12 protein-coding genes and 1 pseudogene are annotated in these 16,616 nt (G+C 60.6%); 5 read left to right on the forward strand and 8 right to left on the reverse strand.

What is annotated here, in order from left to right; translation table 11 throughout:
* Positions 1-97: 97 nt before the first annotated feature.
* From DIE23_RS12605 to DIE23_RS12615, 3 genes are all read right to left on the reverse strand, one after another.
* Entirely contained in the window at positions 98-808 is a 711-nt protein-coding gene (locus DIE23_RS12605) for an SDR family oxidoreductase (RefSeq protein ID WP_124612414.1), read from the reverse strand.
* 130 nt (positions 809-938) lie between these two features.
* On the reverse strand, positions 939-1,343 hold the full coding sequence (locus DIE23_RS12610) for an extradiol dioxygenase (RefSeq protein WP_124612415.1): 405 nt from the start codon (positions 1,341-1,343) through the stop codon (positions 939-941).
* Between the two features lie 328 nt (positions 1,344-1,671).
* Positions 1,672-3,189, reverse strand: coding sequence for a PLP-dependent aminotransferase family protein (locus DIE23_RS12615; protein WP_260436045.1), 1,518 nt, complete (start codon positions 3,187-3,189; stop codon positions 1,672-1,674).
* A gap of 861 nt (positions 3,190-4,050) precedes the next feature.
* Between DIE23_RS12615 and DIE23_RS12620 the strand changes: the two genes are divergently transcribed.
* From DIE23_RS12620 to DIE23_RS12640, 5 genes and pseudogenes are all read left to right on the forward strand, one after another.
* A complete protein-coding gene (locus DIE23_RS12620) occupies positions 4,051-4,914 on the forward strand; it encodes a carbon-nitrogen hydrolase family protein (protein ID WP_124612417.1) in 864 nt (287 codons plus the stop codon).
* On the forward strand, positions 4,911-7,820 hold the full coding sequence (locus tag DIE23_RS12625) for an aminotransferase class I/II-fold pyridoxal phosphate-dependent enzyme (protein ID WP_260436046.1): 2,910 nt from the start codon (positions 4,911-4,913) through the stop codon (positions 7,818-7,820). Before DIE23_RS12620 ends, DIE23_RS12625 begins: the two co-directional genes overlap by 4 nt.
* Before the next feature lie 63 nt (positions 7,821-7,883).
* Positions 7,884-9,350, forward strand: a pseudogene (locus DIE23_RS12630) (biotin carboxylase); the annotation flags it as partial.
* 9 nt (positions 9,351-9,359) lie between these two features.
* The gene (locus DIE23_RS12635) at positions 9,360-10,358 is read left to right on the forward strand and encodes a C45 family autoproteolytic acyltransferase/hydolase (RefSeq protein ID WP_124612419.1); all 999 of its coding nucleotides are present in this window, start codon (positions 9,360-9,362) and stop codon (positions 10,356-10,358) included.
* 75 nt (positions 10,359-10,433) lie between these two features.
* Positions 10,434-11,744: a dicarboxylate/amino acid:cation symporter gene (locus tag DIE23_RS12640; RefSeq protein WP_124612420.1), complete on the forward strand. Its 1,311-nt coding sequence runs from the start codon at positions 10,434-10,436 to the stop codon at positions 11,742-11,744.
* Between the two features lie 242 nt (positions 11,745-11,986).
* Here the strand turns inward: DIE23_RS12640 and DIE23_RS12645 are convergent, their stop codons facing one another.
* From DIE23_RS12645 to DIE23_RS12665, 5 genes are all read right to left on the reverse strand, one after another.
* A complete protein-coding gene (locus tag DIE23_RS12645; protein WP_260436047.1) occupies positions 11,987-12,379 on the reverse strand; it encodes a hypothetical protein in 393 nt (130 codons plus the stop codon).
* Between the two features lie 311 nt (positions 12,380-12,690).
* Entirely contained in the window at positions 12,691-14,325 is a 1,635-nt protein-coding gene (gene mqo / locus DIE23_RS12650) for a malate dehydrogenase (quinone) (RefSeq protein ID WP_124612422.1), read from the reverse strand.
* 381 nt (positions 14,326-14,706) lie between these two features.
* Positions 14,707-15,000, reverse strand: a complete 294-nt coding sequence (locus tag DIE23_RS40710) for a glycine zipper domain-containing protein (protein WP_311767815.1) — start codon at positions 14,998-15,000, stop codon at positions 14,707-14,709.
* A gap of 273 nt (positions 15,001-15,273) precedes the next feature.
* The gene (locus tag DIE23_RS12660) at positions 15,274-16,080 is read right to left on the reverse strand and encodes a transglutaminase family protein (protein ID WP_124612424.1); all 807 of its coding nucleotides are present in this window, start codon (positions 16,078-16,080) and stop codon (positions 15,274-15,276) included.
* Positions 16,081-16,088: 8 nt separating this feature from the next.
* A partial coding sequence (locus DIE23_RS12665; RefSeq protein WP_148093471.1) for an alpha-E domain-containing protein occupies positions 16,089-16,616 on the reverse strand: 528 nt, incomplete at its 5' end.

Genomic DNA, 16,616 nt, shown 5'->3' on the forward strand with positions numbered 1-16,616 from the left:
CAAGCTGATCCGACGACGCACCCGGCACGCGAAAATCGGGCGCGGGCGTTCGGCAGCCCGCGACGAATCGGGGATCAAGACTCAACCGGCCAACCCGCTACGCGATCGCCCCGCCACCGTCGACCAGCACCGTCGAACCGGTCGCGTACGGGGTCGACGCAAGGTAGAGCACGGCATTCGCGACGTCCTCGGGTTGCCCGACACGGCCGGCCGGCAATCGCGCCGCAGCGCCTTCGTACATCCTGTCGCGCGATTCCGCATCGAGCTTCGACCAGAGCGGCGTCGCGATCAGGCCCGGGGATACCGTATTCACGCGCACGGGCGACAACTCGAGCGCAAGCCCTCGCGCCAGCGATTCGAGCGCCGCATTGATCGCACCTTGCAAGACCGAAGTCTTGCTCGGCCGCACGCTCAGGAACCCCGACACGAATGTCAGCGAACCGCCTTGCCGAATGCGTACGGCCCGTGCGACGCGATAGGCTCCCCAGAACTTGCTGTCCATCGCCGCGTAGGCGCCGGCGAGTTCCAGACCACGCACCGGCCCCGTGGGTGTCTGCGCGGCCGACACGACAACGTGGTCGAATTCGCCTGCCGAATCAAGAAACGCACGTACGCTTGCGTCGTCGGTAATGTCCATCACGCCGGTTCGCACGCCATAGCCAATCCTGTCTGCGCTTGCCGCCAGCTTGGCTGCGTCGCGCGATGCGATCATCACGCTCGCCCCGCACTCCGCGAATGCACGCGCGGTCGCTTCACCGATCCCTGAGCTTCCACCGACCACCAACACCTTTTGATCCTTGAGTCTCATCGCTCGTTTCCTCCATTGAAAAGCGTCTTCCCGTACGCAAGGCAGTGCCCGCAAACCCGGTGCGTGACGTCGCGTCCGGCGAGCGTGGCGGCCGTATCGCGAACGGGTGACATACGGCCGACACACCAACTCACTTGTTCGGAATCCCGGATTGACCATGGGTTGCGAGCGTCGTGACGAATTCAACGCATACGCCCGGCGCAATGGACACGAACAGCTGACGTTCGTTGGACAACGGTACGTCACTCAATGTGTAATCGATCCGCCTGCTGGTCAGCCGCTCGATCAACGTCTCCCATTCGCGGTGTGCGTCGAGGCGCAGCGCAATGTGATCGATACGCGGTGCGCTACGGCCTTTCTGCGCAGGCAGCGTTGCGCGCGTAACGTGAATCATCGGGCGGCTATCGAGGTACAACCAATAGCCATCCACGCTGAACGGCGGTCGAGGCCCGGTATCGAGGCCGACAACCTCGTCGAAAAAGCGGCGGGTGCCGTCAATGTCATCCGTGACGATGGTGGCGTGGTCGAAATGCATGATTCATGTCTATGCGAAAGAGTCATGCCGCATTGTGTTGCACGTCGGTCGGTCTTGATAATTGGCTTCGCGATTGAATGATTTTCAATGACGACGAGAAGACGGGCGCTGCACGTTTCAGCCTTGCCGGCTGACGTGTCCATGTACTGCTGCGCCGCGAAGGCTGGCAGTTGGGCCGGAATCAGGCGTACCGGTGGTATCGCGAAGAGCAGTTGCAGCGTCGCTCGAATTGGGCGAAGCGACGAAAGATGGGGTGGCACGGGTGGCGAAGATCGTGCGAGTCAAAGCCGAACAAATCCTGCCCCCAAGCCACCTCGATCGCGGCCGGTCAAATCGGCGTTGTCTCCTGCGCGCATCGCCCGCTGGTCTCGGCTGCGTCGATCGCGATCGCCAGCTTCCGCACCGCCCCCTCGATCGCATCGTCGGACACCCCTCCGTATCCCAGCACCAGACCGTTTCGCGCATTCGACGGCACGGCAAAATACGAGCTCAACGGCCGGGCGACGATCCCTTGGGCCAACGCCTCTTGCGATACCAGATGATCGTTCACGCCATGCAGTGCCACCGTGAGATGCAGCCCGGTATCCGTTCCTGCAACGTCGATACGATCGCCAAGATGCTGGCGGAGCGACGTCGTCAGCAGTGTGTTCCGCGCCGCGTATATCTTGCGCATCCGCCGCACATGGGCCGAATAATGTCCATTGTCGATAAACTCCGCCAGGGCCGCCTGGATGGTCAATTGCCCACCGCGATAGACCTCCGATTGGGCAACGGCAAATGCGTCGACGAGATCGGGCGGCACGATCAGGAACGCAAGTCGCAACCCCGGGTAAAGCACCTTCGAGAAGCTGCCGATGTAGATCGTGTTCCGATGTGGATCAAGCCCCTGCAGTGACGGCACGGGCGCACCGTAATATCGGAATTCGCTGTCGTAGTCATCCTCGATGATCCAGGCGCCTTGCGCGCGCGCCATTTCCGTCAGCAACCTGCGCCGCGCGAGGCTCATCACCACGCCGCTCGGATATTGATGCGACGGTGTGACGAAGATCAGTCTCGGGCTCCGGCCAAATGCAACCGGCAACTGGATTCCCTGCGCATCGACCGGTATCGCCTCCAGATCGAGCCCCGCGCCGCGAAACACGCTGCGCGCTCCCCAATAGCACGGATCCTCGATCCATACCAGTTCGCCCGGATCGGCAAGCAGGCGCGCGCACAGATCGATCGCCTGATGCGAACCCTGTGTCACGATGATCTGCTCCGGCAGGCATGCGACGCCACGGGCAAGCGTCAGATATTCGGCCAGTGCGCGCTTGAGCGGCGGATAGCCATGACGACTGCCATAGCCCAGCTGTCCCTGCCCCGCCATTCTCCAGACCTTTGCGATCAGTCGTTGCCATACGACACGCGGAAACTCGCCGATGTCCGGAATGCCCGGGACGAATGCACCGACCTGATAATCCGATGCGCCTGCGTTGACGAGCAGATCCATAGCACGGGCCGCGAGTCGTGATCCCTTGCGCGTGATCCAGTCGTTCGTGGTCCGACTTGCACTGGCCGTGCGATCGATCAACGACGCATCAGGCGCCGTGTCACTCACATATGTGCCGCTGCCGCTCGAGGCACGTGCATACCCTTCCGCAGTCAGACGATCGTATGCGTAGATCACCGTATTGCGCGCCACACGCAATTCGCGAGCAAGGTCGCGGGACGCCGGTAACCGCGCGCCCGGGCCAATGCGCCCTGAAAGAATCGCTTCGCGCAGGTCGTCGAACAGCCGTCGGTTCAGTGGCGTCCCGCACGGAATGCGGCGACTCCAATGCGCCAGCGTGAGCAGCCATTCGATCAACGGGGATTCTCTCATCGGATTTCCCCCGATCTCAAACCCGACTCGTGGTGACCACGCACGTACCCATTCATGTTGCAGCCTGCCATCAATTCGCCCGCTTCATTCCGGCTGGTTCCCGCTGCCGAGGTCAACGGACCCGCCGGCAACGGCAATATGGACGATACCGGCCCGCCTGACAGGCCTGCGGCGATATCAGTGAAGCGAAGATGCTCGATATCCGCCACTTTCGGACGGTATGCGACCGATATTCGGTACGCAAAGGCCATGCGTTATCCGAATAATGTGCTGCGAAAAAACGCATGCCTCGGGCGAGATTCGGCCCGGGCTTAGCTGCATCGGACAGAGGAGCCGGCAGCTGCGGAACGAGCAGCTGAAATTTCACGACCTCGATCGCCTCGGTCCCGCTCTCCGGACCCGCCGCACGGCTCCGCGCATCGATACGACGCGCCCTCCCTTGGGGCAGCCGGTGCCGCTTTTCCGACTTGGATCCAACCACAATAAATTTGTTGGACCCATTCGCTCACGCATGTTGGTTCTAGAATGCATGCCACCTGTCATCCCGTTCATTGTCGTTCAGCAGACTGTCATGACGAACGTATCAATCATGCTTCCACTCACTACCGCTCGCGCTTCACCCCCCGCCATCGCGTCGCATCCGCTTGATACCCCGCGTCGCGCCGAGTCCATTCCGTCGTGCCGCCACCACTCGCATTCCCGTCTCCACAACACTGCGTATGGTCCGACATGGATCTTCCTCGATGAGCCGCGTGCGTCGCACCGTCCTGGCGTCGAGCCCGATCCTGATGCAGTCGTGACGGCAGATTGCATTTTCCCGAACTCCATCGAAGGCTGAGAAAGACCATGCACAATACTTTCGGCATCGCCGGCGTCCAGATGCGGGTATCCGCGTTCGAGAGCAACGTCGAAGTCATCGGCAATTACCTGCGCCACATCCGCATCCGGTTTCCGTGGGTACGCATGGTGTTGTTCTCCGAACTCGCGCCGCTGGGTCCGCTGCATCGCAACGCTGAATCGCTCCCTGGTGCCACCGAGGCGCGTCTGGCCGAGCTTGCGCATGAAACGGGGCTCTGGCTGATTCCTGGTTCCCTGTTCGAGCGTATCGACGGACCCGATGGCACGCTCATCTACAACACCACCCCGGTAATCGATCCGCGTGGAGATGTCGTCGCGCGCTATCGAAAACTGTTTCCGTTCCGCCCGTACGAGCGCGACGTCGCGGGCGGCACCGAGTTCTGCGTGTTCGACGTGCCCGGCGTGGGGCGGATCGGCGTGTCGATCTGCTACGACATGTGGTTTCCGGAAACCACGCGCACGCTCGCCGCGATGGGAGCGGAAGTGGTCCTGCATCCCACGATGACGGACACGATCGACCGCGACGTCGAGCTCTCGATCGCCCGTGCATCAGCCGCTCAGAACCAGCTTTACTTCTTCGACATCAACGGCGTCGAAGACGGTGGTGTCGGCCGTTCGATTGTTTGCGATCCATCCGGCTACGTACTGCATCAGGCCGGCAGCGGCGGCGAGATCATCCCGATCGCAGTCGACTTCGAACGCGTGCGTCGAGAGCGTGAACACGGGTTGCGAAATCTCGGCCAGCCTCTGAAAAGCTTCCGGGACAGAAGCTGCGATTTCCCCGTCTACGAAAGAGACAATCCCGATTTTTCATATCTTAATACATTAGGATCACTTATAAAGCCGGATTGAAATATCAACGTTTCACCAGCACCGCCGGACGGATTCCGAACCATATGGCCGGAAAAAAACCAATCAAGGAGATGGAAGATATGAGATCGGAGCAACCGTTGCCACCGTTCGTTACACAATTGAGCAACCATCGCAGCGTCTGGGAGCGACGTATGGATGGCTGGATCAATCTGGTAGACGATCTTAGCCGTCTGGCAATCCTGTCGACAGACGATCCGGAGTTTGTACTGCGGCTGGCCAGCGTGTGGCGCACCGTCGATCTGCTCACACCGATCGAAAGTTACTGGGCGTTCCCGGGCCGACGCGTGTTCGGGGAGCTTCGACAATGGATCGAACGCGAGGAAATGAGCCGCGCGCATCAGGCAGCGCGCCGCATTCATCGCGTTCTGGCGGCCCGCACCTACCGTCACGACGCGAACACGCTCGACAGCGAAAACGAGCTTCCTTCGCAAATCGAAACCGATAGCGAACGACAGGCACAGCTGGCACGCCCCTATTTTGAAGTGCTGATTGTCGATGAAATGTCGTCGAGCGAAGAAGACGCGCTGCGTCGCCGCGTCCAGCGAAAGCGCAGCCCCGATGACGACTTCATCTTTGATATCGTCATCGTGCCGAGCTTCGAAGATGCACTGATCGCGACCCTCGTCAACTTCAATCTCCAGGCAGTGGTGATTCGGCACGGCTTTCCGTTCCGATCGGTGAACCACAACGACATGTTGCGCCGTTTTCTGGACGGGGTGGACGACAGCGTCGAGTCCATGCCCGAATCCGAGCGCGGCCCATTGCTTGGCCGCCGGATCGCGCAGATCCGCCCGGAACTTGACCTGTATCTCGTGACGGACGTGAGCGTCGAGGACATCGCCGCGCGCGTCGGCGAGGTCTTCAAGCGAATCTTCTTTGGCGAGGAAGACCACCGCGAGCTATACGGCTCGATCATGAAAGGTGTCGCCGAGCGTCACCGCACGCCGTTCTTCAATGCCCTGCGCGACTATGCAAAGCAACCGACCGGGGTATTCCATGCACTGCCGCTCGCACGCGGCAAGTCGATCATGAACAGCAACTGGATCGGCGACATGGCGCAGTTCTACGGCATGAATCTCTTCATGGCCGAGACCTCCGCGACGTCGGGCGGGCTGGATTCGCTGCTCGATCCGATCGGACCGCTGAAGCTCGCGCAAGAGTACGCCGCGCGTGCATTCGGCGCGCGTCGCACCTATTTCGCGACGAATGGAACGTCGACCTGCAACAAGATCGTCGTTCAGGCACTTGTCAGGCCCGACGACATCGTGCTCGTCGATCGAAATTGCCACAAGTCCCATCATTACGGGTTGGTGCTCGCAGGCGCACAGGTGGCATACCTCGACTCCTATCCGCTGGACGAGTACTCGATGTATGGCGCCGTACCCATCCGTCACATCAAGGAGACGTTGCTTGATTTTCGCCGCGCCGGAAGACTCGATCACGTAAAGATGGTCCTGCTGACCAATTGCACGTTCGACGGCATCGTCTACGATGTCGAGCGCGTGATGATGGAGTGCCTGGCGATCAAGCCCGATCTCATCTTCCTGTGGGACGAGGCGTGGTTTGCGTTCGCGCGCTGTCACCCGATCTATCGGCAGCGTACTGCGATGGCGAACGCGGCCAAGCTCGCCGAAACGTTCAAGGATCCGGCCTACGCGAAGCGTCACGCGGCGTTCGCCGCCACGCTCGACTGGAATGACGACGCGCAGCTTCTGGACGCGCGCCTGCTTCCCGACCCGTCGCGTGCGCGGGTGCGCGTGTACGCGACGCACTCGACACACAAGACGCTCACTGCGCTGCGCCAGGGATCGATGATTCACGTGTGGGACCAGGATTTCAAGGACAAGGCCGAGGAATCGTTCCACGAAGCGTACATGACGCATACGTCGACGTCTCCCAACTATCAAATCCTCGCCTCACTCGACGTCGGACGCCGTCAGGTCGAACTCGAGGGTTATGAATTGATCCAGCGCCAGCTCGAACTCGCGATGAGTCTTCGCGAGCAGGTCAAGCAACACCCGTTTCTCAGTCGCTACTTCCGCTTCCTGCGCGTCGGGGACATCGTGCCGCCGGCCTATCGGGAGTCCGCTGTCAGCAGCTACTTCAACGACGAGACCGGGTGGAGCAATCTCGAAGCTGCGTGGCGTACCGACGAGTTCGTGCTGGATCCGACGCGCGCGACACTCGTCATCGGTTCGACAGGCATGGATGGCGACACGTTCAAGAACACGGAGTTGATGGATAAGTACGGTATCCAGATCAACAAGACGTCGCGCAACACGGTTCTTTTCATGACGAATATCGGCACGACCCGATCGGCAATCGCCTACCTCATCGAGGTTCTGGTGAAGATTGCGCGCGATGTCGACGCGCGCGTGGCCGACATGAGCGCGGTCGAGCGGAGGATTCACGATAAACGGGTTCGCTCGCTGACACAGGAGCAACCGCCGCTGCCGGATTTCTCGCGTTTTCATTTCGCGTTTCGCGGCCGCAGTGTCGACGATCGCACGGAAACCCGCGACGGCGACATCCGCAGTGCGTTCTTCCTTTCATATGACGATGCAAATTGCGAATACATCGACATGAACGAAGCCGCTCGCGCGATGACGTCCGGCCGCGAGCTCGTGTCCGCGCTGTTCGTGATCCCTTACCCGCCCGGTTTCCCGATCCTCGTGCCGGGGCAAATCATCAGCCCCGAAATCCTTCAGTTCATGGCCGCGCTCGACGTGCGCGAGATCCATGGCTTCCGCGCCGAACTGGGCTTTCGAATCTTCACCGAGACGGCGCTCGAATGCGCGGCGCAGGGCACAGCCGCACGCGTTGCGGCTGCTCGTCAAGTCACGTTCACGCCATCGCAACCCGCATACGCCTGCGCCAAGGCGTAACGCCCGGTACTAACAACTGAACCAAGACGCAGCAAAACGAAATCGAACAAGAATCGATACAAGGAGCAACAAGTGAGCAAATCTGTCAACAGCATCGCGGATCTCCTGCTGATGTTCCACCGCAACGAGCGGCCCATCTACTTCATCAGCGCAACGAACTTCAATCTGCTCGGCCTGGACAGATGGGTGAATCGATTCATGTACATCAACTACATCGACTGCTTCGATGGACGCCATCCGAACGTCTTCGTGCCATCCGAATCGCCGCACGACGAATTCCAGTCGATCGAGGACATCAACAACCATCTGCTGGCGCACAAGGAGGTGATCGACCTGATCGAGCGTCGCGGCGGCCGACCGGTCGCGACGTTCCTGATGTTCGACGAGAAGACAGAGGCGCTTGCAGACGAGATCGGCCTGGATGTCTGGTTTCCCCCGGCCGCACTGCGGACCCGCTGCGACAACAAGATGGAGACCGTGCGCATCGGGAACAAGGCTGGCGTGCATTCGGTGCCGAACGCGCTCGAGAAAGTCGACAGCTACGAGCACCTGCTGCAAATTGCCGATCGCAACCATCTGGGCAAGGACCTCGTCGTGCAGTCCGCATTCGGAGACTCGGGCCACACGACGTTCTTCATCGCGTCGGAAGATGATTTCAACCAGCACAAGGATGAAATCGTCGGTGATCCCGAAGTCAAGATCATGAAGCGCATCAACTGTCGCGGCGCGACGCTCGAAGCGTGCGCGACGCAGTCCGGCACGCTCGTCGGCCCGCTCCTGACCGAAGTGGTCGGCGCCCGTGAGCTGACGCCGTACAAGGGCGGCTGGTGCGGCAACGAGGTGTTCCCGGGGGCATTCACCGAGGAAGTTCGTGCGAAGGCGCGCGAGATGGCGGAGAAGTTCGGCAACCAGCTCCTGAACGAGGGCTACCGCGGCTACTTCGACCTCGATTTTCTGATCGACGTCGATTCCGGCGAAGTGTATCTCGGCGAACTCAATCCGCGCATCTGCGGTGCAAGCCCGATGACGAACCATGCGGCGTTCGCCTACGCGGACGCACCGCTGTTCCTGTTCCACCTGCTCGAATTTTCCGGCGTGCCGTTCAATCTGAACGTGAAGGAGATCAACGAGCGATGGGCGCAACCACACTTCATCGATTCGTGGTCGCAAGTCGTTCTGAAGTTCAACGACGACACAGTCGACCAGGTCACGCACGCACCGGCAACCGGAATCTACCGCATGGCCGACGACGGCAGCGTGTCCTACCACCGTTTCGATTACCACCGCCGCGCGATCGACAGCGAGCGCGAGGCATTCTTCCTGCGCATAACCGGCCCCGGCGACTATCGCTACGAGGGCGCGGACCTTGGCATCCTGATCACGCGGGGACGGTCGATGGATGACAACTTCCGGCTCAACGTTCGTGCGCGAGATTGGGTGCGTGGGCTGAAGAACTACTACGCCGGCAAGCCACTCATGGCACCGACGCCTAACGCGGCGCCCACCCCCGGTTCGTTCAAGATCCTGTAAGGCACCGCCATGTCCATCAGTGTGCCGTTCCGCGCCATCGCTGAAGATACCCCCGACGACAAATGGCGCGTGCTGTTCGAACACGCGTGGCCCAGCTATCGTGCATGGTTCCTGCGGGGGGGTGTAGCCGGCCGCCCCAGCTACCTCATGTGCCGGCGCGCACTACGCGAGCACATGCCCGAACTGGTTCCCGTCTGGGAGCGCCTCGTCGACCTCGCGGGAGGGGGCGATGTCGAGGCACGCTTCCTGTCGCTGTGGTGTCCTCCGCCCTACATTGCAGGATGCTCGCAGGCCGTGTGGATCGATCCTGCCGGCCACGAAGAGCCGATGCTGCTGCGCAATTACGATTTTGCGCCCGCGCTGCTGGAAGGAAACTGGCTCGCCACGCGCTGGGTGGGGCCGCGCGTCGCAGCAATGGTCGATTGCCTGTGGGGAGCGCTCGACGGCATCAACGAAAGCGGGCTCGCCGTATCGCTCTCTTTCGGCGGGCGCACCGTGTCCGGCGTCGGTTTCGGCATCCCGCTCGTGCTGCGGTACGTGCTCGAAACGGCACAGACAACTGCCGAAGCAGCATCCATTCTGCAGCGAGTGCCGGTACATATGAGTTACAGCGTCACGCTACTGGACCGCCATGCAGATTGGGCCACCGTCTTCGTCAACCCGGACCGCCCTGCCGAAATCACGCGCCGCGCCGCCGTCACCAACTTTCAGCATGTGGTCGAATGGCCCGAACATGCGCACGCGACCCGATCGAGAGAGCGGTTGACCGCATTGCAAACGCATTGCCACATGGCCGGCACGGCCCAGCAGGCGATTGATGCCCTTCTGTACGAACCCCTGTATCAGGACGCGTGGTCGCGCGGCTACGGGACGCTCTATTCGGCTGCCTATCGCCCGCTGACCCTGCAGGCGGAACTCCGGTGGCCCAACGAATGCTGGACACAATCGCTGACCGCGTTCGAGGAAGGCTGCCGGCAACCGGACTTGCGGAAAGCGTCACAACGCTGATGCTGCCGGAAGCGACCACGTCGCATTTCGTCGCTTCCCGCATCAGTCACTCGATGCAAAACATGGAGATTCAAAGTGAAAAGAAAAGGAAACGCCTCAGCCATTCGCATCCTGATTGCAATGCTGATCGGCATTGCCGTTGGCTACATGATCTATACGCAATTTCCCGACAAAAAGGTGTCGACTGAAATTGCTGGTTATATCTCTCTCATATCCGACACCTTCCTGCGCCTCATCAAGATGGTGATCGGCCCGCTGGTGTTCTCGACACTGGTCGTCGGCATCGCGCACATGGGCGACGCTGCGTCCGTCGGGCGTGTGTTCGCCAAGGCGCTGGCCTGGTTCGTGACCGCTTCGCTGGTTTCGCTGCTGCTTGGCCTGTTGATGTCGAACATCCTGAGACCCGGTGAGAACCTCGGCCTGTCGCTACCCGATATCAGTGCATCCGCAAACCTCGCGACGTCGAAGTTCACGCTGAAGGATTTCGTCGGCCACATGGTACCGCGCTCGTTTGCGGAGGCGATGGCCAACAACGAGGTCCTGCAAATCGTCGTATTTTCGATGTTCTTCGGCGTTGCGCTCGCCGCACTTGGCGAACACGGCAAAGTTCTCGTCACCGCGATCGATCAACTGTCGCATGTCATGCTGAAGATCACCGGCTACGTGATGAAGCTCGCGCCGCTGGCCGTATTGGCCTCGATGGCGTCGACGGTCGCAGTCAACGGGATCTCGATCCTGCTGAAGTTCGTGGTCTTCATGGGTGACTTCTACCTCAGTCTGATCCTGTTGTGGGTGCTTCTGACGCTTGCGGGCATCATGTTCCTCGGACGGCGCGCATTGAAGTTGCTTTCCCTGATCAAGGAAGCATTCATGTTGTCGTTTGCCACCGCGAGCTCTGAGGCCGCCTATCCGAAGATCCTCGACGCGCTCGATCGCTTTGGCGTGAAGCGCAAGATCTCGAGCTTCGTCATGCCGATGGGCTATTCGTTCAACCTCGATGGCTCGATGATGTACTGCACGTTCGCGTCGCTCTTCATCGCACAGGCTTACGGCATTCACCTGTCGCTGGGGACGCAGATCACCATGTTGCTCGTGCTGATGCTCACGTCGAAGGGGATGGCCGGCGTACCACGCGCTTCGCTCGTCGTGATCGCCGCAACGCTCACTCAGTTCCACATTCCGGAAGCCGGCCTGTTGCTGATCATCGGGGTCGACACGTTCCTGGACATGGGCCGCTCGGCGACCAACGCCGTCGGAAACTCCATTGCGAGCGCAGTCATTGCGAAGTGGGAAGGTGGCCTGCTGTCGGAAGCCGAGGCGGACGCGAACGCGGCCCGCATCGATGCCGAACTCGCCGCGACGCTTGCTCACCCGGCAGACGCCTGACACGGGTCACGCGCACTGTTCCGACCAACGCCGGTGGCTGTCTGCCGACACGCCACCCGCCTGGTACACGCGACTATTCGATCGAGATTGGCACTTGCCGGTGACGAATGCTCTCGAAGCCGGAACTGCAAACCGCCGGAAGAGCGGTGCGCTTGACGGTTCACCCACCGTCGCGAACGTGTCCGTGCTGAACGATCGGTCGGGGGCGCGAAACCGCTTCTGCCGCCGCCCATGTCGCGTGTTCATACCGGTATTGGCGACGGGCGTCCCTGCTCGACGACACATCGCACGCGCTCCCAGGCATCGGCATAGCGATGCGCAGGGGCGATCAATAACTGTATGTCGTGGAACGTCACCATTTGCTCGATGGCGATCCGCTCATCGACCAGGAGCGTCCATGGTTGCCCTTGCTCGACGCGTTGCATGCATTGCTCCAGCGCATCTTCAGCACGCTTGTACAAGCCTCGATCGACATCGTCGACCTCGATATCGCGCAAGAAGAATGCAATGTAGATGGTACCGAGCAATGTCATGAACTGATCACCGTCTCCGTGACCTGAGCTCATCGCCGCAAGCGCAAGGTGAAATCTCAGCGACAAACGTCGCACGTCCACCGAAGGCAGCGGAAGCAGCATCGATTTCGTGAGTGGCCGCCGGTCGCGTCGAGAAGGATGACTCATATTGGATCTGTCGAGAATTGGCTGATTTCGGCGCGTGCCATCGATATGGCGGAACGACTCGAAGCCGCCCCGTTGGCCTGGTCTGCGTGGGCGGCCTGCCGCCGGCTAGTCACCTGCGGTTCAGACCAGCGGCTGAAGAACGCGGCACCGCAAATGTGAACGACGGATGACGCCCGAATTCCACACGATTGCCTCGCCGCGAGTACGCTTTCATGGCAACGGCCATCCCTCAGGATGGCCGCTTGTCATTGCTCGCGGAAGGCGCTTCAAAACGCTACGTCGGCGGTGACCTTCGGTGGCCGGCCAGCGGCGACGGGATTCGTCCGCGCGTACGCGGCCATGTCGAGCATCGGCGGCGGCACAAGCTGCAGCACATCGCTCGTATAGTTCCATTCTTCCTGGACCTTCGCCGGGTTGTCATTCAGCTTCGTGCCGTAGCTCGGCACTATCTGGCGGATCTTCTGCTGCCACGCGGACGTCGCGACCTTGTCCTTGAACACTTTCTCGAGCACACTCAGCATGATCGGCGAGGCAGTCGACGCGCCCGGCGATGCGCCAAGCAGGCCCGCGATGCTGCCGTCCTGCGAACTGACGATCTCGGTACCGAGCTTCAGCACACCGCCCTTCTTCGGGTCACGCTTGATGATCTGCACGCGCTGCCCGGCCTGCCACAGGCGCCAGTCTTCCTTCCTCGCGTTCGGGAAGTATTCCTTCAGCGCATTGAATCGATCGTCGTCGGACAGCATGAGTTGGCCGGCCAGGTACTCTACGAGCGGAAACTCGTCGACGCCCACGTGAATCATCGGCATCACGTTGTTAGTGTTGGTGCTGGTCAGCAAGTCGAAGTACGAACCGGTCTTCAGGAACTTGGTCGAGAACGTCGCGAACGGCCCGAACAGGATGATCTTCTTGCCGTCGATGATCCGCGTGTCGAGGTGCGGCACCGACATCGGCGGCGAGCCGACCGACGCCTTGCCGTATGCTTTCGCGAGATGCTGTTTGACGACTTCCGGGTTGTCGGCCACGAGGAATGAGCCGCCTACCGGGAACGCACCGTATTCCTTGGCTTCGGGGATGCCGGACACCTGAAGCAGGTGCAGTGCGCCGCCGCCCGCACCGATGAAAACGAACTTCGCGTCGACGGACTGCTGTGCGCCGCTTGCGTCGCGCTTGACCCACGAGACGTGCCATGTGCCGTCCGTGTTGCGGGAGATCTCTCGCACTTCGCTCGACAACGACAGCGTGAAACCCGGCTGCTGCCGCAGGTAGCCGACGAACTGCCGCGTGATTTCGCCGAAGTTCACGTCGGTGCCGATCGGTGTCCACGTCGCCGCAACCTTCTGGTTGCGGTCGCGGCCTTCCATCATCAGCGGCACCCACTGCTTGATGTGGTCGTAGTCTTCGGAATACTGCATGCCACCGAACAGCGGACTCGCGCGCAGCGCTTCGTAGCGCTTCTTCAGGAAGCGTGCGTTGTCGTCGCCCCACACGAAGCTCATGTGCGGCGTCGAGTTGATGAACGAGTGCGGGTTCTTCAGCACGCCCTGCTTGACCTGCCACGCCCAGAACTGGCGCGAGATCTGGAACGACTCGTTGATCTCGACGGCCTTCGAGATGTCGATCCGACCATCGGGCGTCTCGGGCGTGTAATTCAACTCGGCGAGTGCCGAGTGGCCTGTTCCGGCGTTGTTCCAGCCGTTCGAGCTTTCCAGCGCGATGCCGTCGAGGCGTTCGACCATCGTCATCGACCAGTCCGGCTGCAGTTCGTGCAACCAAACGCCGAGCGTCGAACTCATGATGCCGCCGCCCACCAGCAGGACGTCGACTTTTCTTGTCTCGGCGGCGTGCGCGAAAGACGCGCCTGCGCAAGCGATCAATCCTGCCAGGATTACCCGAAACATCCCCGTCGACACGAACCCGTTCCCCCATCTTGCAACGCTCGTTGTAGCCTTGATCTTTCATCTTCTCCGGGAAAATTCCGGAAAATTTCAGCTACTCGATCACTTGTTGATTTATTACTTGAAGCCGACACGCGTTATAGGCCGAAAGCGTCGTTACAGAGCGGTCTCTCGTCATCCGGAATCCGTCGGGACCGCACGAATTCCTCTGACGACGTCTTCGCAATGGTGATGCTGCACCGAGATATCGGATGACGATCGTTCTTGCATCCGGATCTGCCGAACCTGCCGCCGGAGGCGCAATTGCCCAGCACTATTGGTAAACAGGTCAGCGTTCCGAAAGAAGTCCAGTTCAACGCGCCAGCCGGGCCGGCGCGCTTGCGCTCATCGCCGACCGATCAGCAACCCGATCAGCACCCCCACTCCGAGCGCAGTTGCCGCCGTTGTCCAGGGTCGATCGTGCACGTACTCGTTCGCGACACGAGCGGTCTTCTTTCCCTTCTCGACGACAATCACCTGCGCTTCCGCCGCCCTCTTCTTGACTTGCTTGAGTCGATCGCGAAGCGCCTCGCGTACGCTTTCGTCATCGAAAGCGTCGACGCCTTCATGACCCGCATCGTTCGCTTCCCGTTCCATTGCAACTTGCATATTTGCCGACGTCGTCATCACGATCTCCATTTGATTCATTGCATCCTGATTTTATTTCGAGCGCACATACCCGCCTTGTCGCCTCGGCGTCCTCCCGCACCATCCGGGATCGGCGTTCGGATATGCGTGTACGCCCGCCCATTCGGTGTTTCTCCGGATCCGAAATCGCTATTTGTCGCCAACGCACAGTGATTGGAAATCCGTACGGACAACGTACCCAACCGAATTTCCGGCGGCAAGGGATATGCGCATTTCGACTAACCTGATGACGCCTGCCATCCCGATGAGCCGGCCACGAATGCGTCACGCAACCGCTCGACGCACATCGATCTCCACGCTGAGGGATCCGCCACCCCCCTGTCTGCTGCACCCTCTGACTGGAGATGCGCCGTGATAATCCATGCCGACCGCCAGCTTCACGTAATGTTCGTTGGGGCAGATGTTGTTCGCGGGATCGAAGCCAACCCAGCCGAGACCCTCCACATACGCTCCCGCCCACGCATGGCTGGCCGCCTGTCGCTCTTGGCCGTCCATCAGCAGATAGCCCGAGATATAGCGTGCCGGAATACCGAGCCGGCGGGAGGCTGCAATGAAAACGTGCGCATAGTCCTGGCAAACGCCCTTTCCGCCGGTCCATGCCGTCTCGGCATCGGTATCGACATCCGTGACGCCGGTTGCAAATTCGAACTGGTCATGGATCGCCTCCATCAGGTCATGGAGCACCATCAGCTGATTCGATACGCCAGAAAACGACATCGCGAATGCTTCGAGCGCGCCCCCCGCCCTGGTCAACTGCGTTTCACGCAGAAACAGCCACGGATGAGCACAATCATCGAGGTAGCCAACCACACCCGTCACGTCGCGCGTCGTCACGTTTCCGACGGATTCGATCACAATCTCGCTCGCGTTCGAAACGTGGTCTGCAAGGTCGATTCGATTCCCGAATCCGTCTAGATACGACAGCCCGGGCTGCTTGCCATTGACCCGAATCTCCCAATCGACGACCGTCTGACACGCATTCGACAGTGGATGAAGACACATGCGTTGAATAGCCTGCTGCACGGGTGCATCGTAGACATAGCGGGACGTATGAACAATCGAGAGTTGCATGATTGCGTTTAGTTGAAGTTGTACGCCTGGGCGATTTCGAGCCCCAGTCGGTGGTTGCGCCGAATGAATCCAGTCAGGAATTCGTGCAGGCCGTTCTTGAAGATGCGTTCGATCGTACTGTCGGACAGCATCGTGAGCATCTGGGCCGCGGTGTCGTGGCATGCGTGAGCGGCACCATGCTCTTTCACGAGCAGGTTGAGACTCGACATCACGCGGCCGTAGCAATAGCGCAGCGAACGCGGCATGCGGCCGTTCAGGATCAGGTAATCGGCGATGTTCATCGGCTTGTACTGCACGTCGTATACCCAGCGGTAAGAGTTGTTGGCTTCGACCGACCGCAAGATCGACTCCCAGTGGTTGGTATCGAGCAGCGTGCCGACGTGCGACACCGACGGCAGCAGCAGGTGGTATTTCACGTCGAGGATCCGCGCGGTGTTGTCCGCCCGCTCGATGAACGCACCGATCTGCGCGAAATCGAAGATCTCGTTGCGCAGCATCGTGCTGTAGAAGCTGCCGAGGATCAGCGCGGTTTCGCG

Source organism: Burkholderia sp. Bp9143, from assembly GCF_003853645.1.
Classification (GTDB): Bacteria; Pseudomonadota; Gammaproteobacteria; order Burkholderiales; family Burkholderiaceae; genus Burkholderia.